Origin of the sequence: Halovalidus salilacus (genome assembly GCF_031852275.1) — an archaeon.
In the GTDB taxonomy this organism is placed as follows: domain Archaea; phylum Halobacteriota; class Halobacteria; order Halobacteriales; family Natrialbaceae; genus Halovalidus; species Halovalidus salilacus.
In genome coordinates this window covers 78,506-100,655 of record NZ_CP134701.1, presented here as the reverse complement: position 1 = coordinate 100,655, position 22,150 = coordinate 78,506, and the positions used below count along the sequence as shown (strand labels likewise).

Annotated in this window: 14 protein-coding genes and 3 pseudogenes; 3 read left to right on the top strand and 14 right to left on the bottom strand. The window is 50.9% G+C overall.

All coding sequences use genetic code 11. The features are described from left to right. The first annotated feature begins 91 nt into the window (after nt 1-91). The 3 genes from RJT68_RS21005 to RJT68_RS20995 all read left to right on the top strand — a co-directional run bounded on the left by RJT68_RS21005 (nt 92) and on the right by RJT68_RS20995 (nt 2,830). Nucleotides 92-205 carry a DLW-39 family protein gene (locus RJT68_RS21005; protein ID WP_407040447.1) on the top strand — a complete coding sequence of 38 codons (114 nt, stop codon included), beginning with the start codon at nt 92-94 and terminating at the stop codon, nt 203-205. A gap of 117 nt (nt 206-322) precedes the next feature. Further along, a complete protein-coding gene (locus tag RJT68_RS21000) occupies nt 323-1,507 on the top strand; it encodes an ISH3 family transposase (protein ID WP_407040446.1) in 1,185 nt (394 codons plus the stop codon). Nucleotides 1,508-1,834: 327 nt separating this feature from the next. Further along, a complete protein-coding gene (locus RJT68_RS20995; RefSeq protein WP_128226355.1) occupies nt 1,835-2,830 on the top strand; it encodes an FG-GAP repeat protein in 996 nt (331 codons plus the stop codon). A gap of 705 nt (nt 2,831-3,535) precedes the next feature. Here RJT68_RS20995 and RJT68_RS20990 read toward each other — a convergent pair. The 14 genes and pseudogenes from RJT68_RS20990 to RJT68_RS20925 all read right to left on the bottom strand — a co-directional run. Continuing rightward, a pseudogene (locus RJT68_RS20990) lies at nt 3,536-4,356 on the bottom strand (IS110 family transposase); the annotation flags it as partial. 133 nt (nt 4,357-4,489) lie between these two features. After that, nucleotides 4,490-6,679, bottom strand: coding sequence for a VWA domain-containing protein (locus RJT68_RS20985; protein ID WP_407040445.1), 2,190 nt, complete (start codon nt 6,677-6,679; stop codon nt 4,490-4,492). Between the two features lie 161 nt (nt 6,680-6,840). Further along, on the bottom strand, nt 6,841-10,728 hold the full coding sequence (locus RJT68_RS20980; protein ID WP_407040444.1) for a PEGA domain-containing protein: 3,888 nt from the start codon (nt 10,726-10,728) through the stop codon (nt 6,841-6,843). A gap of 68 nt (nt 10,729-10,796) precedes the next feature. Beyond that, the gene (locus RJT68_RS20975) at nt 10,797-11,561 is read right to left on the bottom strand and encodes a double zinc ribbon domain-containing protein (protein WP_407040443.1); all 765 of its coding nucleotides are present in this window, start codon (nt 11,559-11,561) and stop codon (nt 10,797-10,799) included. Nucleotides 11,562-12,089: 528 nt separating this feature from the next. Beyond that, nucleotides 12,090-13,398 (bottom strand): annotated as a pseudogene (locus RJT68_RS20970) (IS4 family transposase). A 52-nt stretch (nt 13,399-13,450) separates the two neighbouring features. After that, on the bottom strand, nt 13,451-14,083 hold the full coding sequence (locus tag RJT68_RS20965; RefSeq protein ID WP_407040442.1) for a hypothetical protein: 633 nt from the start codon (nt 14,081-14,083) through the stop codon (nt 13,451-13,453). After that, entirely contained in the window at nt 14,080-14,739 is a 660-nt protein-coding gene (locus RJT68_RS20960) for a hypothetical protein (RefSeq protein WP_407040441.1), read from the bottom strand. Before RJT68_RS20960 ends, RJT68_RS20965 begins: the two co-directional genes overlap by 4 nt. Next, a complete protein-coding gene (locus tag RJT68_RS20955) occupies nt 14,736-15,575 on the bottom strand; it encodes a hypothetical protein (protein WP_407040440.1) in 840 nt (279 codons plus the stop codon). The genes RJT68_RS20960 and RJT68_RS20955 overlap by 4 nt, the downstream gene beginning before the upstream one ends. Before the next feature lie 150 nt (nt 15,576-15,725). Then, a pseudogene (locus RJT68_RS20950) lies at nt 15,726-15,896 on the bottom strand (hypothetical protein); the annotation flags it as partial. Beyond that, the gene (locus tag RJT68_RS20945; RefSeq protein WP_407040439.1) at nt 15,824-16,753 is read right to left on the bottom strand and encodes a GLUG motif-containing protein; all 930 of its coding nucleotides are present in this window, start codon (nt 16,751-16,753) and stop codon (nt 15,824-15,826) included. The pseudogene RJT68_RS20950 and the gene RJT68_RS20945, both read right to left, overlap by 73 nt. Then, entirely contained in the window at nt 16,750-17,424 is a 675-nt protein-coding gene (locus tag RJT68_RS20940; protein ID WP_407040438.1) for a CARDB domain-containing protein, read from the bottom strand. Before RJT68_RS20940 ends, RJT68_RS20945 begins: the two co-directional genes overlap by 4 nt. Then, nucleotides 17,424-18,224: a hypothetical protein gene (locus RJT68_RS20935; RefSeq protein ID WP_407040437.1), complete on the bottom strand. Its 801-nt coding sequence runs from the start codon at nt 18,222-18,224 to the stop codon at nt 17,424-17,426. The genes RJT68_RS20940 and RJT68_RS20935 overlap by 1 nt, the downstream gene beginning before the upstream one ends. 2 nt (nt 18,225-18,226) lie before the next feature. After that, a complete protein-coding gene (locus RJT68_RS20930; RefSeq protein WP_128226424.1) occupies nt 18,227-19,912 on the bottom strand; it encodes a hypothetical protein in 1,686 nt (561 codons plus the stop codon). Nucleotides 19,913-20,097: 185 nt separating this feature from the next. Continuing rightward, entirely contained in the window at nt 20,098-21,630 is a 1,533-nt protein-coding gene (locus RJT68_RS20925; protein ID WP_407040436.1) for a hypothetical protein, read from the bottom strand. Nucleotides 21,631-22,150 lie beyond the last annotated feature (520 nt).

Here is a 22,150-nt window from a genome sequence, read left to right as displayed (position 1 = left end):
GTTGGTGTCAAGAGTTCTGGCCAACAGTAGACGACTGCTAGTCCGTAAATAAATCAGAAGACTATTTGATTTACGTGAGCGAGAGAGGTACATGGGAAAACTAAAGAAAGGAATCCTTGCCGCAGTAGCTGTCGTGGTTGGAATTGTAACGCTGAAAAAATTCCGTGGCGGGAACGACGAAGCCGACGAAGAAGTCGTCGAATAGCAGATATTCGCTAGTTGTCCACTCTGGCTCAAAGGACCAGTTACTGACACGTAGTGATCAGAATGACGCGACTGAATCAGTCGCCTGATTCAGCCGCTGTCCGGATTCCTGTGTGTGATGGAGTTCCCAAGACTCAAACGCATCCTCACAGATCCGGACGAGTACATTTCGAACAGGCAGTTGAAGTCTCTTAGCATGGAGTTGCCTGAGCTGATACCGATGGAAGGAATCGAGGGCTCCGGCCTCGATTCCGAGGAGATCATGGAAGTCGTCTTACGAGCTGCTGTTGACACAACCTCAGTCAACGGTGTTACGACGAACACTGAGGACACGCCAAACCGCGAGCCAGTGATGGACTGGTTGCACACCTTGGAGAAAGAGCCGATGCTTGATGCTGTCAACGATGTCCTCGCACTGGTGGCGATGACGGTTCTCGACCGCGGCGGGTCGAGAACCATCTGTCTGGACTTCATGGACAATCCGTTCCACGGTCATCCAGACGACGAAGATGAGTTCAGGAGAATGGACGCACGGGACGGAACCACGAAGTGTCACCGGTACTGTACTGCGTTCGTCATCGCACAGGGAAAGCCACTCACACTGGCGGTTGAACCAGTTGACGGTGAGGACAGCAAGGCCGACGCGGTCGAGCGTGTGCTCGCCCGCGTCGAGACATACCCGTTCGAGACCGACCAGATCCTCATGGACAGAGACGCCTTTGTCGGGGAGTTAATCGGTGTTCTTCGGGAGACAGCACCGCCAGTCTTTCCGGTCATAACCCGGAAAGACTCGCTCCGGGAGAAACTCTCCAAGACCGCGTCACACATGACCGAAGAGACGATTTGCGAAGGGAAGGAGCACGAACAGACGTATCCACTGGCGGTGAACGTCACCTATCAGAACGGTGACCGCGGAAAGTCTGGTGTGAAAGCGACAGGATACGCGGCATACGGTCTGGAAGACCGCACGCCCGCGCAAGTCGCTACGACCTACAACAAGCGGTCACGGATAGAGAAGAGCTACGAGAAGTTCCGAGAAGCGCGCGCCCTGACAACAACGCCATCGACGACAATCCGGTTGTTCTACGTGGGGTTTCTGTTAGAGCAGTTGTGGCTCGTGTTACAGTGGGCCGTGCTCGCCCGACCACGGCGTGGCGGGCGAGCACTCCCGAAAACATTCGCGTTTGGTGATGCGTTTCTGCACGGGATCGAACGGGTGTTAGACGACGAACTCAGCTGGAAAGAGGAGTATCGGACGAACGGAGAAGGACTGCCAGCAGGATACGAACACGGACTCGGCTGAGTCGCCTCGCTTCAGGCAGAGCGAGGCTGGCGAACAGCCACAGCTGTCTTCGGAAATTGGTCTGAACGACGACTACAGCCGAGACCAACCAGATTTATGACTTTTTCTCTTGACGATCCGTGGCGTCAGAAGTGTATTTCGTCTCGTATCAGCGACCTTACCGTGTCAGACCGAACTCTTGCTGCCGCCGCGTCAAGAGAGTGGACAACTGCGACTATACAACCGAGGTGTAAAATCTAACTAAAGACCAATGCGGGCGCATGTTATAATAATTGAATACTTGATTATACTTATAATAACTACATACAGAGAAAGACAGTTCCTTTTATGGTTTCATCACAGAGACGGAGGCTTCTCGCAATAGTTGCAGGTGTTGGAACAGTTGGAATGGCTGGGTGTGGCGCTTTGGAAAGTGACGACACTGATGTAGAAGAGGACTCTCCCGCCAATGAGGATGATAGAAATGAAGATGGAGATGAAAATAATGGTGATGGCTCAGATGCTATTCAATTCTCTTCGTTTGAACAAGTTTCCAAACTTACTGATGAGAACGGTAGGCAGAATAATGAATTTGGCTGCTCAACGTCTATAGCTGCTGACGGCACCACAGCTATCGTTGGGACTGTCATAGGTTCACCAGTCGTGTTCGAAGAAAAAGATGGAAACTGGCAACAGATAACAGATCTCACACCTGATGGGGGAAACACATATGATAGATACGGTGGGGGGGTATCGATAGCATCCAATGGTGCCGTGGCACTTGTTGGAGCCCGCGACGACGGGAATGGGGCGGCGTACATCTTTGAGGAAACTGGTGGAAGCTGGCAACAGGGAGCCAGAATTACCGCTGAGAGTGAAACTTCTGAAGGGTTGGAATTCCCAGTTGGCTATTCGGTGTCACTGGCAAGCGACGGTTCCGCCGCACTCATTGGAGCCCGCATCGACGAAAATGGGGCGGCGTACGTCTTTGAGGAAACTGGTGGAAACTGGCAACAGGTAGCCAAACTTACTGCCAATGACGGCGATCAAGGCGATGCGTTTGGCTATTCGGTGTCACTGGCAAGTGACGGTTCCGCCGCACTCATTGGAGCAGCGCGTGACGAGGACCCAAACGGCGAGCAGGCAGGGTCAGCGTATGTCTTCAAAGACACAGGAGGTCAATGGCAACAGGTAGCCAAACTCACTGCCAATGACGGCGATCAAGGCGATGGGTTCGGCTTCTCGGCGTCACTGGCAAGCGACGGTTCCGCCGCACTCATTGGAGCAGTGGCTGACGAGGACCCAAACGGAAGGTTTGCAGGTTCTGCGTACGTTTTCAAATAAAATGAACTGTTAAACGCCAACGCACTCTATATATTAGCAGACAGTTTGAATTACACGAATGATTCAGTCGCTTCATTCTGACCGCTATTTGTTAGCAACTGGTCCCTTGAGCCAGAGTGGACAACTAGCGATATTGGAGTACAGTATACTGAGTCAGCCCGCCGGTCGTTCACGTCCGATAACTGGCGTGTCTCTCTGTCCGTTTGCTCTGACATCCTCGTGATAGATATATCGGCCCTGTTGCAATTCTTAAAACCTGCTCGGAATCGCTGCTACATACAGAGATCGTATCCAGTAGATCATTCTAGAACTACCACCAGGTGGAATTCTGTGAAACCTTGGGGGCAGTAATTAGTTGTTCGACTGAGAGAGTCGGAGTATGAATACGGGCATCCTCAAAGCATATATCAACCACTTTCTGCCGCGTGAAGTGTCCAGTGTCAACGGTGGATACTCACACGCCAAATGCTTACTTTGGTCGGGGATCATCCGTCTTTACCTATGGAAATTCTGCTACCTAAATAAACCACCGTGAGCGACATAATTGTTACCATGAAACAAGGCTGTACTGAGGATAGGTACGAGAACCACAATACCACGACCCGATACAATCCTGAGACTGTGGCAGGCGGAAGACATCTTGTGCTGTAGCTGTGGCTGGTGCGGCCTACGACCCGGCCTGCGAGCGCCGCCGCTCGGCGGTGCTCAGCTACTTACACCTGGTGGATCATACACCTCCTCTCGATCAAGCATGTGGTAGATAGAGACGAGCAGTTTCCGAGCCGTCGCAACAATTGCTTTCTGCGACCCTTTCTTTCCCGCTAACCGATCGTAGAATCGGCTCAAATACGCATCTTCACAGGTATGGACAGCTGTACGTGCACACTGGACGAGGATCCAACGTAATTGGCGTGATCCTCGTTTCGAAATCCACCCTTGATCCGCGAGTCGCCGGACTCGCGGATCACTGGGTTCAATCCAGCGTAGCTCACCACTTCTTTGTCTCGGTCAAACCGATCCACCTCGCCAACCTATGCGTAGATCATCAGCGCCGAATAGTAGCTCACGCCAGGAATCGACATGAGCAGCTGGGTCTCGCGCAGAGACCCAGCGCGGTCTTCGATTGCAGCTTCAAGCCGGTCAATCTCATCGGTGAGGGTTTCGATTATCTCCAGATACGACGTGAGTAACTCGTCCCACGGCGTCGGGAGCGAGAGGTCCCGCAGGGACTCTCGCCCCGAGACACTCAGCGGCTTGATATCTTCAGTGATCCCGTGTTCGGAAAGGAGACCGTGTACCTTGTTCGCAAAATTGGTTCGGTTCTCGACCAACTTCTGTCGCCCGCGCACGAGTGCGCAGGCTTCCCTGATCTGTTCTGGCGGGACGTACCTTTCTGGCACTGCATCAAGCCGAACCATCCGAGCTAACTCTTTGGCATCGATACGATCAGTCTTTTTGTCAGTGTCAGCGATCAGCGTCAGCTTGGTTGGATGAGCAACGGCCACATCCAAATGTTCCGACAGCGTATAGTTGCCAGCAGGGACGCAATCCATACGCCGAACTCAAACGAGTTGTCCGCGACAATGAGATGGTTTCACGAAATTACGCTGTACCGACCGTAGAATTCTCGGGGGTAACACGTACAATCAGAATTACTCCTTACACCGATTCATTTGTTGGTTCCAACCATCGTAAAACGGTATACATTACACCTGCCATTAGTATGAGAGCTCCCGCAAGTGGACCATACTCTTGGATTATATCAAAATACGAAGCTTCAGACTGGTATGGTTTAGCAGGAGAATCGATAACAGTGGATACACTAACATGATCAATGAATTCGCGCTTGAGTTCTTCATATTCACCACCTTCTACAATTGTTTTGAATTCGTACTCTCCAATTTCTGTCGGGTGGAAGTAACCCGAGTATATGCCATCGTTTGTGATATCATCTGGTCCGGAACCATTGTCGTCCAGCGAGAGTTCAATTATATCGTCATTCGCACCAGATGGCGGGGTAATTTCAGCATGTGCATTGGCGCCCACATATCGTTCGAAACCTTCGGAAACTAGAAGTTGAATCCGGAGAAGCCCTGTCGCTTCGTACAAGTCATCAGATACGAAAAGCTCGCCGTCCACGGTTGAATCCGCAGTTGCTTGTGTGAGCGTCTCCTGGGGAGCATCGACCTGGATTACCTCAACCTCGTAATTCCATTGACCCGGTTCGGGATCTTTGACTGACCAAACTTCGTGAGCCCCACCTTCACGGTGAGCTACGTCCCCGCGCTCCACTATCTCGTTTCCATTCGGATCCACTACTATCAGATTCATATCGCTTCCCTCGTATGACAGCGAAAATTGGGCATCTTCGCAACTACTGTCAACCTTGCAGTCGTCTTCGATACGGTCCCCTTGATCAAGCCTCTCTTCGGCACTCGAAAGGGTCTGACGGTTCTGCGCGTCCTCCGCCAATTCGAAGTAGAATCGTCTCAGTTCCTCGATATTTGGGTCAATTTCGACGTCCCCTCCAGTTTGATCGGCGATATATTTTAGCTGCTGTTCATCGATGTCCGCTCCAATACCAATAGTAAATACTTTGATACCGGCATTTCGAATTTCCGGTAATACGTTGTCAACGTATGGGGGTTCGTTTTCTTTGCCGTCAGAAAGGAGTATCATCGTTTTCTCACCCGATTCATCCGCAATCGTTTCCATTCCGAGTCGCATTCCACCCCCTATCGTTGTCCCTCCCCCTGCTACAAGCCCTCGTACACTTCCTTTCAATTCACTCCGTGCAACATTGTCAACTTCCGTCAAAGGGTGTACAACATTAGCACTCGAGTTGAATTCGACGAGACTCGTTTGATAGTCTTCTTCAATCAGATCCATGACTGGAACCAAACTCTCTCGCAGGGCTTCTATGCGGGACATTGGCGTTCCGTCGCTGCGAGTCATACCGGCGTCACGCTCGCTCATACTTCCGGACGTATCGACAACAATGGCGACATTCACCGGACCAGTCGTGTCTAATTGTCCGTCATCATCCCACGAATGCGAAAGCGTTCCACCGACGAGAATATCGTGTTCCTCGCTCTGTAATTTGTGTCGCCGTACGACGTCGTCAGAGGAGACTGTCGAGTCAGATACCCTCCCCCGTTTTGTGACGACTGATCCACCAGTGGGGCGTAATAGATCATCTTCGTACTCTAGCGCATTGACCGATGTCGTTAACCGCGGCTGTGGGTGTTGTTGCAGACCAGTGAAAACGGCTGCAGCGTTACGATCCCACTCCGTATCAGGAGTCCGGAGGGTGTCTTTGGTTTCGGTGGTTCCAATATCCAGATACCCACCATCTGGGGCAGTTTCGAGATGACTATCATCCCCGTTCGTATGCCGAACAGTCGCATCGAAATCGATCACACTCCCTGGCTCCGGCGTCTCCACTGCGGGTATAACAGCGAACATGAACGGAGCATGACCGTAAAGATCGTAGAACAACCGATCGGACGGAATAGCTCCAGCTTCGGTTTCCCCTTCGTCGATGTCAGGGCTATAGTAGTCGTCGTGAATCCCGGTTACCCACGCAATGACATGAGTGTTGAAGAAGCCATCGGGGAGAGTGACGGATCCGTGCAGTGGCCATGCGTGGGGTGCGAACAACTGTGAAAACGCATCCGCACCAGTGTAATCGAATTCATCCCAGTCGAAACCTGTTTTGAGCACATCGAACTCTTCAAGCGTTTCCGCGACTTCCATCACCAGTGCCGTGGACGAGATTTCGTGGCCGACAACCGGCGCGTCCGTTTCGTTGAGTTGGATGAACCGATCGCTGATCCATCCGACCGTCACGTTAGTGGGGAACGCGGACGAATCGATATCGTGGTACGTTCCGGTCTCGTCGTCTCCCGAGGTCTGTAACGGTACGGAGCCGGATCGTTTTCCCATCGGAATGGTTGGTAAAACTGGAACTGTTGCCGATCGTTTCAGATACGTTCTTCTTTTCATAATTACTATTGGTTGTTTTCGTTATTTTCCTCGGAAGTGAGCCGTCGTTTTATAAGATATCCGGCGCTACCGAATCCAGCGAGCGCACTCACTACTACGACATCGAGATGTGATCTGATCTCATCAAGAAGTGCATCCTCATCATCAGTCCCGCCATCATCTGATCCGCTATCGACGTCTGTGGAGGATTTTTCTTCCTCAAGAGGGTGCAACTCAAACGAGACGACAGTCGTCTCGCCAGCATCGATCGAGACCTCATCCCACACAGGTTCATACTCCTCGTTTATGACTGCTATTTCGTAGGTCCCAATGGGGAGGTCTGCGTTCAATGGCGTTACTCCTAATATTTCACCATCCACTGTCACCATCGCTTCCTCTGGCGTGGAGGTTACATCTAATTCCCCCATTGGCTTTTCAACAGCGAACGCATTCGAGTCGCGCTTGCTATTGAGCTGTGTTGTCAGGTTGTCTGGGTCGGTTTCAAGCCACACCTCGGTAACCATATCGTACGTCCCCTCCGGAATTTCCTCGGTTACCTCCCAGGATAGCGTGACTTCCTGGGATTCGCCTGGTCCAATTGAGACCTCTTTCGAATCAATCGGCCAATCAACGACAGGCGATCCTGGGGTCTCTTCGATCAGTAGCGTTATCAAGAGTGATTCAGGCGTATCACCTTCATTTGTGACTGTTAGATTCGATTTGATATCGTCACCTGGCGTGACAACTCTTTCTTGACCGGAAAATGAATGAGAATCTTGGGCTTCGTGTTGATTTTTACGACCATCGCCCCCGTGATTACTGAGAGGCGTGATTTCAGGTTCGTTCTCCTGCTTATCCAAGGCACTGACAATATTTGGGAAGCTAACCGATATAGTCGGAAGATCCAAAACAGTTGATTTGCGCACGGTGAGGATGGTATCTTGATCGCTTGTATTCAGATTGCTCACGATGCGTTCCGGATAGGTTCGGATTGATAGATCGATCGAAATTTCTCCCTCTGCTGGCAACTGTTCGAGTGGAATCGTAATACTGGTATCCTCATTCCAGCCAAGTGGCTCCTCGAATTCAAGTATTGGAGCTTGAGTCCTCGTTTCTGTTGCACTGGGGGACGTATCATTAGAACCGGAAGTAGTGATTTCGCCAGTAACATAGAATGTGTGTGGTTTTACGCCGGGATTTTTGAAATTGCTTATTTCAAACGATGTAATTCTATTGTTTTCATCAGTCACGAACGAACTCGTTCTTGTTACATAATCTATAATTTTAGACAGACCTCCCCCTGCTGAAAGTACATCGTGTTCGGGTAGCATGTGGTTGGGGAACCACTGACCGGGATCATTCCATCTCTTAGAACGTTGATGAGGGAATGGTCCTCCTTCTAGCAGGACTCCCTCAGATTTGAATTTACCTGCAAAATCTCGCCAGTCTTCGCCCTCAGAATCCGAGAGCATAACGAGGTCGTAGTCACCATCTTCGAAAGACCAAGTCGTAGCACTTCCCGTTTCATCGCCAAAGAAGCCACCGACCGGACCAAGTGTGTCTGTTGGTTTGATATTTATTTCAGAAATAGCAGCATCTGACACATAAAGATGATATTGCCATTTAGGAAGCCACCGGTATTGACCGGGAATATTTCCTTCGTACTTGTCACTTTGCGTATTAACGAGGAATGATGAATGTGCTCCCTTCGCGGGATACACATCTAATGGTCCTTCCTTGGCCTGGTGTGCAACCTTTTGCCACCGCATGAACTCTCCACTGTAGTGTTGGGCGGCCGCAACCCATTGCGGTCCGGTTTGATCGAACAAAATCGTCACCGTTTCGAGATCAGAGGCGTGTGCCGCTAATACACTCTTAATCGCATCGGTGTCAGTTAGACTCTTAATCGCATCGGTAGTATCCGTTGTCACGTCTCCTTTCTTTGGATCAAACAGATAGAATGCCCAGTACGTTAACGCAACGTACTCTTCTCCGTCGTATTCCGTCCCAGTCACACTCGCGTGGATTGTAGGGGGATACTCCTTCTGATAGTTTTGATAGGCCTGTTCTGGATTATCTGTCTGACCACTCTTCAAAAACAGTTCGTTCGCTTGGTTCGTGATTTCGTAGTCTGGATCGAGTGTTTCGTCACCGAGGGTGAGGAGCGTGATGTCTTCAATTCTCTGTTTATTTGGGACGACAGTAGTGGCGGTGATTGATGTTTCCGGAGTCGTCCGGAAGCGAAGTTCGGAATTCTCGACGAACGCTTCAAACCGGGTCGGGAAGTACTTTTCATCACTATGAAAATGATAGACAGGCGCGTAGGCTTCAGCAAGTTCCGAAGCGGTTTCGATACCATCAACTGCGAACCCTGGGTATTCTCCATCATCCATCTTGTCATGCGTCAGCCAATCCGAGTCGACAGAAATCTCGATTTGATCACGATTAACTACTGATCCGTCCGCATTCCTGATTTCAATTTCGAGCGTATAGGTGCCGGGTACGTCGGGCCGGAGTACTGCATGCGTTTTCTCTTTCGTCTCTTTATTTTTTATCACACCAATACCTGGCACAAATTCTCCGTTCGGTGTCTCCGCCTCGTTCTCACCATGTAGCAATCCTGGTGAACTTCCGGAGGGCATATCGACAACCCGCCATCGATATTCGTACTCATTTTCATCTGGGTCTGTTACCTGTACAGTAACTGGCGATTTGACCGTCGTTTTTTCTCTCGTTATTGCGATGTCTACGGAATCAGATTCCTCACCAGCTTTGGCTACCCAAGCGGTTGGGTTGCTGCTAGTACCCGTCGTGAACCCACCTATCGAATATCCTTGGCCGATCTTGACAACCTTATTGAATCGGTCGCGACCACTGTCACCGTAGGTTTGCTCTCCTACTAGTTCGCCATCAGTATGAATATGGAGTAGCCAACCCACGTCCCCATCGTCCTTATCTTCTGTCCATCCGCCGAGGATGTAGCCCTCATCCATCGCCTTGTTGATCGATACCAGCGCGTCGTGTCCGGTTCCCCCGTAGGTCCGTTCCCATTCAACATCGCCGCGAAGGTCAACTTTCACGACCCATGCTCGAGGTTCATCCTGTCCAGGTGGCTGGGTCGTACCCGCGAATGCAAAACCGCCATCGTCGGTTTCGATCAGACTGTATCCGATCCTGCTGCCGGACGCACCGTACGTTTTACTCCACTCGAGGTCGCCGTCACGGTCGACAACCCCTAGCCACGCGTGTCCTTCATCATCCTCACCGGCTCGTGTACCCACGAATGCATACTTGCTGTCACCAGTTGTCGCAACGTCGTAGATTTCACCCGCAGACCCGTCTTCCATCGTCGTTGACCACTCTTCAAAGCCGTCATCATCGATCTTGACCAGTCGTCCTACGCCGTCACCGAAGGCCCCACCGAGGTAGTGAGTTCCCCCTCCTAGTAGAAACCCACTGGAAACGCCGGGAGTTATCGCATGGGCTGCATCGTTCGTCCCCGGTCTCCCGAGTGACACGGATCGCTCAAGGGTACCGTCGGCACCGGCCAGCCAGACTGTCGTGTCCATAAGATTCGAACCCTCGGACATCGATCCCCCACAGAGCACAAGCGATCCATTATCCGACTCGACAACGCCGAGAGCTGCATCGTTCTGATCGGCGCCAAACGTGCGACCCCAAATCGGTTCGCCGGAAGAGTCTATTTTCTGCAATAGAACGTCTTGTACTCCTGAATCGTTACCTTCCATCCCAGCGCAGGCGATAGCACCATCCTGTGTTTCAACGAGGTCATGGATGACTTGGTTACGATTCGACACGTCGCCAGTCCACTCCCAGGCCAGCGGTGGCAACGATGATCCACTGTCTACCTCTTTATTCTGTTGGGATTCAAACGTATTGTCTTGCAGTTCCAATAACGGGAGAAGCCCCAAACCTGTAATACCCTGCAGTATATTCCGGCGGCTCCGGTTAAAGTTCATCTTCAGTCCGGATTAGGATTTGCTGTAGTTTGCCCCTCATTTGCTGTAGTTTGGCCTCCAGTGGCTATTTCGGTACCACAAGATCCACAAAACGCCGCAGTCTCTTCCACATCAGCGCTACATTCTGGACAAATGGACACAGAACTGTCTTCGTCATGTTCAACAGCCTTCTTTTGATCAGGAAGGGTCTCTCCGCACTCTGGACAGAAATCTAGACTTGCACGGACTGAGGCAGAGCACGATGGGCAAGTAGTTTTATCTACAGTTACGGATTTAACTTGTTGGGTTAGTATATCTGTGATTTCATCTATGTTTCCAAATATCCGCTGCGCAATGATAACTGTTGGAACTAAAGCAACCAGAAGGAAGAATATATCGTACACCCAGGGTCCAGGATCAGGTATTAAGAATGGCAGAGCAACACCGGTCATTCCATCGTACGCGATAAAGATTGCTACGAGAAACACAATTTGTTTCACTGCTTCGGACATGTCCGAAACTACTTCGGCTGGTCCAGAAAGTACCCGGTTAAGACGTGGTTCCAACTCACGACCGAAATTTACAATGATAGCAATCATTACGAGTGTAATGACCGCAGCAGCCAGCGTTGCAAACGTAATTGCAGTTCCACCTGGTATCTGGGTCTCCAACCCCGGCAGTCGAACGACAATAAATCGTAGAACGAATAAACCAATTAGGGCAAGAAGTAGTTTCACAACTGGTCGAGTGAGCTCTTCAACAACTCGGTCGGGTTCTGATGTTGCCATACCTGATATTTCAATAGGTATATAAAATAAATCCTATTGATCGTTTTCAATATTATTTGTATTCTAGTCAGAATTATAAATATATTATCATTCTCAGGGTTTCGTTGTGTATGGTGTAGGCAACAATAGTCATAACCTGACAGAACTGTCTAACTGTGAGCTATGAGGTCAAAATTATCCTACATAATAAATACCTATATTAATTGAGAGGGAGTTACATTCGAAAAGAATGCTGTTGGTGACCGGGGGCGCAACTGGAACCCAGTGAGGGGTGACAGTTTTGCACATAATACCTTTTTTCCTTCATTATCTCAGATCTTACCTAACTACTTCCCACCTCGATGAAGGCGAATCAAGATGCTTCTCACTGGAGGTGAGGAAGTATGAACTCTCGACGATATTTTTACTAAACAGAACAGCCTAACCCGACTTTAGAACGAATCATACGTTTCAATCAAATCAACAACTGTTTGTTCATTCACACCACGAACAGTGTGCACAATGTCCCTATTTGTCATCCGTCTTTAGCTAAGCCACCTCTGCGGTTCTTGGCTGGATACCGGTAGCCAGTCGTTCCTGAAGCACGAGACGCTGCTGATGGATTTTTTGGGCATCTTCGATTAGCCGATCCAACAGCGGTGGCGGTGAGTACCCGAGGAACTGACGGAGCCGATCGAGGATGAGCTGGGCGTGCGACCGGAAGGTCGCCGCCCAGCGTTCCGGTGGAAACACAGCACTGTCCTCTGCGTGTTCCATTACCAACGAGAGCAACTCTCTGCTCACTACCAGTGACAACAACGCGGCGTAGATCAGGATTTCCACGATATGCGGTTTTGTCGTGTCGAACTCGTCCAATCTGTACTGCGTCTTGAGTTCACGAAATAACAGTTCAACTGCCCACCTGGATTGGTACATCGTTGCGATATCTTCCGGCAAGAACTCCTCTCGCGAGAGATTCGTGATATAGAGGTGGTAGTCGTCGGCGTCCTCGTTGCGGACGCCGACGACACGGAACTGTTTCGTATCTTGTGACTGTTCTCCCGCGTACTCGCGACGGTCAAACTCCACCTCCACCTCTACGTCGATGTACTTCCGGTAGAGATCGTCAACAACGTCGAAGACTTGCTTCCCTTCAAGGGAATGGCGTCGCCACGCCATTCCCGTAGTTCCTCCGTTATCACCGGGTTTGCACTCTCTTTCAGACGACTTACGAAGTACCCGTCGTTCTCATCAATCAGCGCGAATCGGCGGTACTTGAAATACGCTAGATCAAGCAGTGCTAACCGACCTTCGAGCCTGATCCTGTGTCAAACTCAGTGCTGTCGTGCGCTTTTTCATCCGTGATGCTGAACTGATCGATTGTTTGGTCGGTGACGTTGTGGACCAAGTGGAGCCGGGCTCCAGCTTGGTCCTTCTTGCGAGCTTGGAACTCGTCGGAGAGAAGTTCATTGAGTCGAACAATCGTCCCGTCGCTGATCATCACGTCTCTGAATCGTTCGAGCTCATCCGTTACAGTGTGAGGAACAGCGACCTCGTCGAGTCTGGCCTCGACGAGGTCGCGGAGATACGTCGCGAGATTTGGTGTCAGCCGTTGGTAGTAACCGCCAGGAGAAAGCGTCTCGTCAGCAGTTGCATTGTAACTCCGCCGGAAGGCAGCCAGCGTTCGGCTCTCGCCGGTGGCGAAGCCGAACGCGAATGACCAGACGAGAGGCGGTATCTGAAGTTTTCCTTCACGCTCGACCACGCCGACAGCCTCGGCGTGGTCTTCGAGCGCTTCAGAGGGAAGGAGGTTAGTAAGCCGCTGTTCAATTACGTCTGAGGAGGCTTCAGTGTACACAGCCGTTGCCTCCTCATTCCTGTCGAAAAGAAGTCCCGAAAAGCCGCCACTGTCACGACGTTCTGAGCTTAGCTAAAGACGGATGGTCCCTATTTGTTTGCTCTGCTGGCTGGATTGCTATCCCAATCCAGATGTTGTCGCCTGGAATCACTTCGAATTCAAGGGAAGATCCACCGACTGATGTCTCATATTGATTTCTCTTTTGGTCCGGGTTTGCCCACAATGCGACTAGCAATTCAATGAATTCGTCGGTAAATCCCGATGCGACAGTACACCTTATCCGATCACCGTTTCCAGATGCGTTCGGAGCAGCAGATATTCTACTGACTGGGACAGTAGCATCGTCTGTTTGCTCGGTCACAGGCTCGTACCCAAAAGACGGTACCAGTGTTAATCTTTGATTCTGCCTCGCTTCACGCAGTTGCTGTTCTTTTTCCCACGGAGATGGACCAACTTCGCCCTCATCAGTCACAATCTGGTCACGATAACCGGGCAACTGCTCACGAAATGTCCAGCCTGCAACTCCAATAACAACGAGCAGTCCACCAAGGGTACGCCGGCGTGAGAGAAATGCTTTATTATCTGATATCAGTTCCTGAACTGGTTGTGAGGCCTTCGACTGCTGACGGTCTGCCATCTGACCAGTGGAACTCTCCTCAGTATCTGGACGGTTCTGGTCTGTCATTGATATCTTATTGCAGTTTGCTCACCGAATTCCGCTTTGTTGAGTGATTTCTCGTAGTGATCAAGTCCCCGTCTGAGATGTTCACCTGTACCCTTCATCGTGTAATGGCTGAGATTTCGCCAGGACTCAGCATTTTGCGCCGCTCTTTTTGCGAAGTCATCTGCACCGAAGACTGCGTCGTATCCAGGGCCGAGTAGCCCGTCGGAGAGGTTTTGATAGAGGGTACTGATACCCTCCCATGCAGCCGCTTCTAGTTGATAATCAACTTGTCGGAGTGCCTGTATCCGAAGGATTCCCGCAGTCCCGATTCGGTACTCCTGAATTCGATTCTCGAGGCTTATAATCTCATTCAGAATTGGTCGACGAGCACCTGCACTTCCGCCGCCAAGCGCCGCACTTTTCGCCTGTACTTCAGCGATGTTCCCAATTGTATCCACAGTTGTACTCACAGCCAAGCCCGCGAGGGCTGTATAGCCAGCATTTCGGAGATCACCGACACCGGAAACAGTATTTGGATCAACGTCCGTTACAACTGAATCTGATTGACGAAGAACATCGACAACGGTCGGTACTGCTTTGGCAATTTCTCTAATACCTTTAGCGACTTCTGCTGCTTGCAAGGTTAGTTTAAATATTTCAGTCGCATCAGCACTCAAGTCAAGTAGTGACCCACCGGCATCCGGCACCTCTTCATTTGCCCAGTCGTCGTGCTACTGGTTGCCGCCATTTTCATGTACTGTTGCTGATATGGGTCGGTAAGTTCATGCGAGGCCCAGTCGATAACTGTGCCTAAAGATTCAGCAACCTGTGGTGCTGCAGATAATGGGCTGATCGTGTACAATGCCAATGCACCGCTCAATTGAGTCAGTAGATTTGCGGTTCGGGCTAACTCTTCGACAGTATCGAACTTTGCATGTTGCTCATTCGTATACTCGAGACGCTCCTCGCTGTCGAACAGATATGCATCACAGAATTCGTGACTGACGGCGACATCAGTTGCGAGATTCGGCTCGAGCAATTCGAACCCTGTTGTCGTATATGCATATGTACCAGTGGACTTATCGGGGAGATTTCGCAGTACGTGATACTCTTGTCCGTCAATCGTCACCGTGGCTTCGATGGTTGCCTCTGATAAGGCTCCGGCACCGGCTGTCGAATTGGAGGTCCCTCCAGAATGCCCCGTGGTTTTTTTCGGATGTCTGCCATCCTGCCATTGCAACACTGGGTAGTTCGGTGGGTTTTCGACGGTGGTCCACGTCTGGTCGAAATCGAATCCCTCCATGCTTTTTTCAGCATCAGTTCCTGTCATTCCGTCAGCTGGTGGCTCGTCATCCAGCGTTCCGAGTCCCACTCCTCCTCCAGCGCTCTCGTCTTGCCCGGTCGCTGGTATGTCCCAGTATGCATTGGTCACTCTATCCTGGTCGAATTGCCCAATCAGACCACCAACGCTGTCACTCCCGCTGACAGAACCAGCTGCGTACGATTCGTTCACATCACCTGGTCCATAAATATACCCGACTAAACCACCAACATTTTCTCCACCGTTAACCGACCCAACTGCGTACGACGTACCAATAGAGCCACCACCAGTCCAGTAGCCTACCAGACCACCAACATTTTCTTCGGCATCAATTGATCCAGTTGCATATGACTCAGTTATATCCCCACCGTCAATTATTTCGCCTATCAGTCCCCCAACTTCGCTGGTTCCACTGACTTCGCCCGTCGCGTACGACCTGTTTACGGAAAGGACCTCAGCTGAGCCAACGGACCACCGGTTAAACTCTCCCCATTGACCGTGCCTGTTGCAAATGATTGGTTTATGTCAGTCTCAATACTGAAGCCGAGAAGGCCACCAGTTGAGCCAGAGCCCTCAACGGATCCTTTCGCGTACGAATCAGTTATCGTTGAACCTTCATCGGAACCGATAAGACCACCTGCATTTCCATCGCTGCTAACTGATCCCGTAGCGTATGAATTCGATATGCTGAGATTATCGCTCCTACCAACGAGTCCGCCCACAGAGCTACTGCCCGTCACTGACTGTTCTGAATACGAGTCGGTTATCTCTCCAATCAACATGCTACCGATAAGGCCGCCGACACTGCTATCGCCGCTAATTGATCCCGTCGTATCCGAGTCGACTACAGTGCAGTTCTCTCCAGTTCCGATGAGCGTTCCGACACTGTCTCCACCGATGATATCGGCATCTCGAATCGAGATGTCTTCTATCTCGCCGTTTGCCACCTCCCCGAACAGACCGACGCTACTCTCGTCGGGACGGTCGATTATGAGGTCTGAGATTGAGTGTCCGTCGCCGTACAAACTCCACGAATTATCGGAGCCAGCATCGTCGATGGGCTCCCAGCCACCGGTGGGGTTCGCGACGTGGTCATCGTAACCGGGCGTATCTGCATCCAGATCGGCGGCTAGGATGTAGTCTTCTCCCTCATCTTCCAACCTGCCCCGGATGGCATATAGATTGTTCCAGTCTTCGATCAGTTGATGTTCGGCCGATACGCGGCCTGTAGTATGTCGAAAACTCGTGATCCCGAGCACTCCCGCACCAGTCGTCTTCAATAGGTCGCGTCGTTCGGTCGCGTAATTAGGGATACGTCCCCTGTTCGCTGTGTCTGCAGACGCGTTATCGTCCCCATCCTCGTCAGTCATGAATCTCTATCAATAGTTACCCGGCTGGTGAACTGGCCAATTGTCCATTGTCTCGCTCGGTCACTCTTGCGAGCAGCCGATTTAGCTGTCTGTAAGTTCGAGGTCGCGGGAAGATTCGAGCCGGCTATCGAGTCCGATACGGTGATGTTACCATCGAGACCGACTTGAATTTCGCGCTCTGTACTGGAGTCGTTTTCAATCCGAACAGAATAATTCTGAGGCCGGGTAAGAGGCTCGACACTGAAATCTACTTGTTTAGTGTCATCTGGCTCAATTTCTGGCGTTGTGTTGTCATTCTCTAAGCTTTCTTCCCTGTGTAATAACACCGTTGCATTGCCAGCATCTTCGCCGCCGTTTTTGACGGTAACATTAATATTGATTTCGTCACCAACCTCTGCCTCCGAGGGCTCTACGGTTACGTTTGTTATACTGAAACTTGCACTGGGAACGTCGGGGTTGTCTGATCCACTATTCCCATCGAAAAACGGTAGACCACCGAACCCGATCAGAAAGATGGCCCCCAGTACAATCGCCACGAGAAGTATCGGTAGCATCAGGAGTTTTGGACGTTCTTTCAGACTTGCGATGAGCCGATTCTTCGAAGCAGTCGACTGGCCTGCTCTTTCAGTTCTCGCTCGCTGCCGGAGCTCTCGAATCTCGCTGTTCTCCATCACCCGCAATCCGTTGTAGGTGTCGGCTGAGCGGTCGATAATCGATCTTTGACAGCGGATTTGTCTGCATTCAACTCCTTGAGACTCGCGATCGTCTCCGCCAGGTCACTGAAACTCTCTTGCCGTAGTTCTTCTCGTCTCTGCTCTTTCAGTCTCTCCAGTGTCTCTCTGGTCTCGTCGTGGAGCGTGAAATTTTCCCACTGATCTGAAGAGACAGACAGGTGGATATCAGCATATTCTGGTGGACTGTGGCGTTCACGAGAGACGACGATCGTGTTGCCAGTCGTAAGATACTGCGAAAGCGCCTTCGCGATAACGTCGTAGTCGGATGCAGTGATTCGAACAGTTCCATTTTCTTCGCGGACGATCGACTGGAGGAGCGATCTCTCCTCTCGGTTCAGTCCGAGACCAAACTCGGAATCAGCGTACAGGTCGTCTGGTGTCTTGTTCGCGTTCGCCTCTCCGATCCCTTCCCAGATTGTGAGCCACGTTAGCTTACCCGGGCCGTTGCCGTACGGTTCTCGAATCGTCCAGCCACGGTTCTCGACTAACTGCGTCCGTATCGCGGCCCGACAATCCGCGAACAGGGTGTCGAGGGTGTCACCGATGTACCGGATGCTCACCTGCTCGTTACGTTCGCTGGTTTTGACTTTCAGATAGGCTTCGATCTTGTACTTGTCATTTTTCGGTCCGATTGCGAGTATGTCCTGGTCGAAGTATCGCTGCATCTGGTTTTCGTCGGACGCACCGGCTGGGTACATCGCCCGGCCTTGCGAGTCGAATACTTTGAGCGATCCCATATTTATTCACCCATCTCCTGGAGGAGTTCTTCCATCCCGAAGGTCCGAAGCGGAACTTTTGGGGCGTCTTCCTCCGGATCCTCGCGGTTTTCGATGTAGACCGGATACGGCTTCAGCTGGAGAGATTGCAACTCCCCTTTATATGGACCACCCAACAATCGGTCGTTGATGTACTCTCTAAACTCTGCGTACTCGGCGTCTGGTTCCACATGACGCTGGTCGACGAAATCGTCCTTGAGTACATCCGTTTTGGTGGCTATCCCGATACTTCTCCTGGCGCTAGAGACATCCATGATATGTTGGTAATACCCCAGCTGGACGAATCGTGAATTTTCGTCCTGTTCCCATTTGAGATGTTCCTGAGTGTCGAAGACAAACCCAACAACGTCGGCGTCTCGGATTCTGGGGAGGACCGAATTGACCATATACACGTAGACGCTGTCTTCCGGACCCCCGCTGTCTGTTTCGCGCATCCCACGAATATCATTGATTATAGTCTTGTAGTTCTCTTCATAGCCACTGGTTTCGTTGTCGATCAGGTGTTGCCACTTGCTGGTTTTGATATCCGAATTCCCGGATAGTTGTTGTCCGATTGGTGGACCTCCAAATTCGACCGGTGGGTCCTCGTCGATCGGTGTCTCTGGGACTTCCATCCCCTCAGATGCGAGACGAAGGCCCTCAGGAATGAAGTACGAATACTCGCCCGGATAATCGAGTCCATTAATGAAAATATTCTTGCTAAAGACACCCGGGGTTGTGAAGTTGAACCCCATTTCGTGAACTTCTCCTTCAGTTTCTTCCGCCCAGTTCTCCCGGGCAATGATGTAATCTTTCTGCTCAGTAATGTACGGAGAGACATTCCGTGGGTTGTAATTCGAGTTTTGCGCCTCGGCAAATAGCCCGATAAGCAGATGTGTCTTGCCACTTCTTGGAGGTCCAATAAACACTATCTCTTTGCTCGCGTCGTATCGAAGGAACAGAAGGAACGAACCCAAGAAGAAAAAACTGGCGAGCAGATCCCTGGCAATCAGATTTTCAGACCCGACAATCTTGTGATTGTCGACAAATGCACCTAATTGGAGTGTGAAAATATCGCCATTTGAGACGAAAAACTGGGGATACTGGGTGTATGCTTCGTAAAACGAGATACCAACAAACACGACGAGTAACCACCAGAGGTAAGCAGCTGCCTTTGGGAATTCCACAGGCGTGTCACCCTCCGCTGTCAGTACCCTGTTTCGATAAATATCGTCTGGATTGAAAGACATGCGACGAAGAGTCTTTCCACCGATAGTAAAAATAGTAACTGTACCAGTGATGATGACTATTGTCCAGTCGATCATCCCCATCGCGGTGAACATCACCCCCTCGGCCCAAATGAACACGAAACTAATGAGCGTTCCAACTATGAGGAGTGAACTCTGAATTCGCTTTTTGAAATCGAAAAACAAGAGCGTCAGAAGCCCAAAATAGAGCCCAATAATAAGCGATACAACATTGACTAAATCAAGGTACGGGATAAATTCAATCAGGTCTCGGAAGCTCTCACGCAATCCACTGTAGCCGCCGTAGGCTCGCCCGATCATGCTTCCGATGAGGATACCCGAGACAAGAATGATCAAAACAGTGGCAACTAACCACACTTCGTCTCTGTACTGTTGATATTGCCGCGTCATGTTTTCTATCATGGACATAGTTCTGATGTATTAGCTGTTGAATCACCGATTTTCTTCGAAATTCTGCCCATCTTGTCCAGTGCTGATATCTTCGACTTCTGTTTCGATGGTGTGTCTGTCGTGACAACTGGTCAGTTCCGACCTGATGTCTTCAGCTGACTGTTCGAGGAAGAAATCCGGGTTTCCATCTATGTCTATCAGCTCTGATCTCGTGACGTAGAATCCTCGTTCAAGACCGAACGCGTGGCGTTCGATCGTTCGGATCTGATCCCGACGACGTGCCAGTTCCTGATATCGGGACCAGTATCCGTCATTAGCCGTGGATCGCGTAAGTTGTCCATAAACGGAAGCCCCTGGATGTATACACACATCGCGACCTCCCATGGATCACCATTTTCTACGAACCACTGGTCGTACTGATTTGAAACCTCACTTATATCTAGATTTTCGATCAGCTTCTGTTTCACGTCCGCAAAATCGTTCGGGTTCAGCTTGCCGTCCACCTCCTGTCCTGCACTGATTGCTTCGCTTGCGTATGCCACGTAGACACCCGTGTCTGGGAACGAAGCAATGTTCGCGTTGTTGAGTCTACTCCGTTTGAGTCCGTTGTATCTGCTATCCAGAATGCGGTTACTCGTGATCTTGCTGAACGATTTCCGAATGTCCTGTCTCTCTTGCGGGGCTGTTCCTGTCGAACCCTCTTCCAGTAGATCTGTCTCTGCAAGTGACTGTTTCTTTACCGCGCTGGAGAGATCGGCAGGTGTTACTTCGTGTTCGTATAGTTTGTCGATCGCGTGTCGTTTCGTCCGATGGTGTGGAACATCGAATATATCGCTACTGAACCGGTTCTCGTAATCACTGTACAGTTCTCGAAGCGGTTCGGCGACATCGCCAGTCATCCGTTCAAAGAGATTAAAAGCATCTGTAATCCGCTCGTGTCGGCTCCGTAGCATTTCGAGCCGTTCCTGTAGTTGCTCCAGTTGCTCTTCGATCTCGTCGATATCTGTATCGATTTCAGTTTTGATCGTTTCTGTGACGGTATCTGCTATCCTGGATTCCAGTTCATCCGGCGCGGAATCAGCGACGACTCTGCCAAACTCCTCCGTGCGCTGGACAACTTCGTTCGGCGTGCCAGAACTGTCACCGAACCCCACGTCACTCTCGGCACCTGGCTCGTCTTCCTCGATCAGTTCCTGAACCATCTCTTCGTATCTGTCTTCGAGTTCCTGTCGGATATCCGCCTGCAGCTGCTCGATTTGCTGTGTTATCCGTTTCTCGACGTCAATCTCGACGTCGACAGAGAAGCCACTCCGTTCGAGAGCAGCCTCGGTATTTGGCGGTCGCGTAATCGAAAATATTCCTCTACTTTTTACTTTCTCGTAAGGCGTGCGGTACCGGTCCGTATCAAGCGCTCCCTTGTCTTCAGATCCGAACAAACTGCTCAGAAATCCGCCGTCTTCTGCACTGCTTTCCAGATTATCCCATCGCTTGCGGGAGACTTTGACATCACTAGTGCTTTCTATGACATCTGCCTCGAGGTTGGAAAGGTCGAGGCTGTTACGTCGTCCGAGATCACTCTTGAGAGTGGTATCAACCTCTTGTTTCAGTTGATCCAGGGCGGTCTCAACAGATGCAGTAGAAACCGTATCGACGTCATCCTCGGTTGCAACATTTTCGGCGAACTCCGAGAGCGCCGACTTGAATTCTCGCACCGTCTCGTCCAGTCGCATCTCTGCCAGGGTGGCGTTATCGTCGATCAGCGGCTTCGCACGTTGCCAGAACTCCTGCGTGTACTGGTCGACAGTCTCTTCGAACGCTTCTCGTTCTTCTTCGAGCTCCTGTTCAGTCTCCTCAAGCTCTCTTTCAGTGTCGGTTATTCTGTTGCTGACGTCGTCTCTCGCTGTTTTGAGAGTCTTCCATCGTTTCTTTTCGATACCACGCTCTTAGCGACGGAACGAGCGTTGTTTCAAGGAGCTTTGTATCTGCGTCTGTACCGATCTCTGCGGCTGCTGACTCCATTGTCGCTTTCCGTGCCCCATGCAACCGACAGAGGAGTTCATACATTCGTGTGAGTCGGGCGAGTTCGGTGTACGCGATATCATTTATCAGGTCGTCACCGAACTCTGCGTAGTTATCGACACGTCCGTCCTGGATCCCCTGAATGTCGATGATAAACTCGATACCATCGATAATGGCGTCTAACCCCCGTCGTCTCACCACTTCGTTGATCGTCGCCTGGTCATGATCGAG

Coding starts and splice junctions, on each gene's coding strand:
- RJT68_RS21005 (WP_407040447.1), top strand. CDS start 92: ATGGGAAAACTAAAGAAAGGAATCCTTGCCGCAGTAGCTGTCGTGGTT.
- RJT68_RS21000 (WP_407040446.1), top strand. CDS start 323: ATGGAGTTCCCAAGACTCAAACGCATCCTCACAGATCCGGACGAGTAC.
- RJT68_RS20995 (WP_128226355.1), top strand. CDS start 1,835: ATGGTTTCATCACAGAGACGGAGGCTTCTCGCAATAGTTGCAGGTGTT.
- RJT68_RS20975 (WP_407040443.1), bottom strand. CDS start 11,561: ATGGCAACATCAGAACCCGACCGAGTTGTTGAAGAGCTCACTCGACCA.
- RJT68_RS20965 (WP_407040442.1), bottom strand. CDS start 14,083: ATGACAGACCAGAACCGTCCAGATACTGAGGAGAGTTCCACTGGTCAG.
- RJT68_RS20945 (WP_407040439.1), bottom strand. CDS start 16,753: ATGACTGACGAGGATGGGGACGATAACGCGTCTGCAGACACAGCGAAC.
- RJT68_RS20940 (WP_407040438.1), bottom strand. CDS start 17,424: ATGGAGAACAGCGAGATTCGAGAGCTCCGGCAGCGAGCGAGAACTGAA.
- RJT68_RS20935 (WP_407040437.1), bottom strand. CDS start 18,224: ATGGGATCGCTCAAAGTATTCGACTCGCAAGGCCGGGCGATGTACCCA.
- RJT68_RS20930 (WP_128226424.1), bottom strand. CDS start 19,912: ATGATAGAAAACATGACGCGGCAATATCAACAGTACAGAGACGAAGTG.
- RJT68_RS20925 (WP_407040436.1), bottom strand. CDS start 21,630: ATGCGACTGGACGAGACGGTGCGAGAATTCAAGTCGGCGCTCTCGGAG.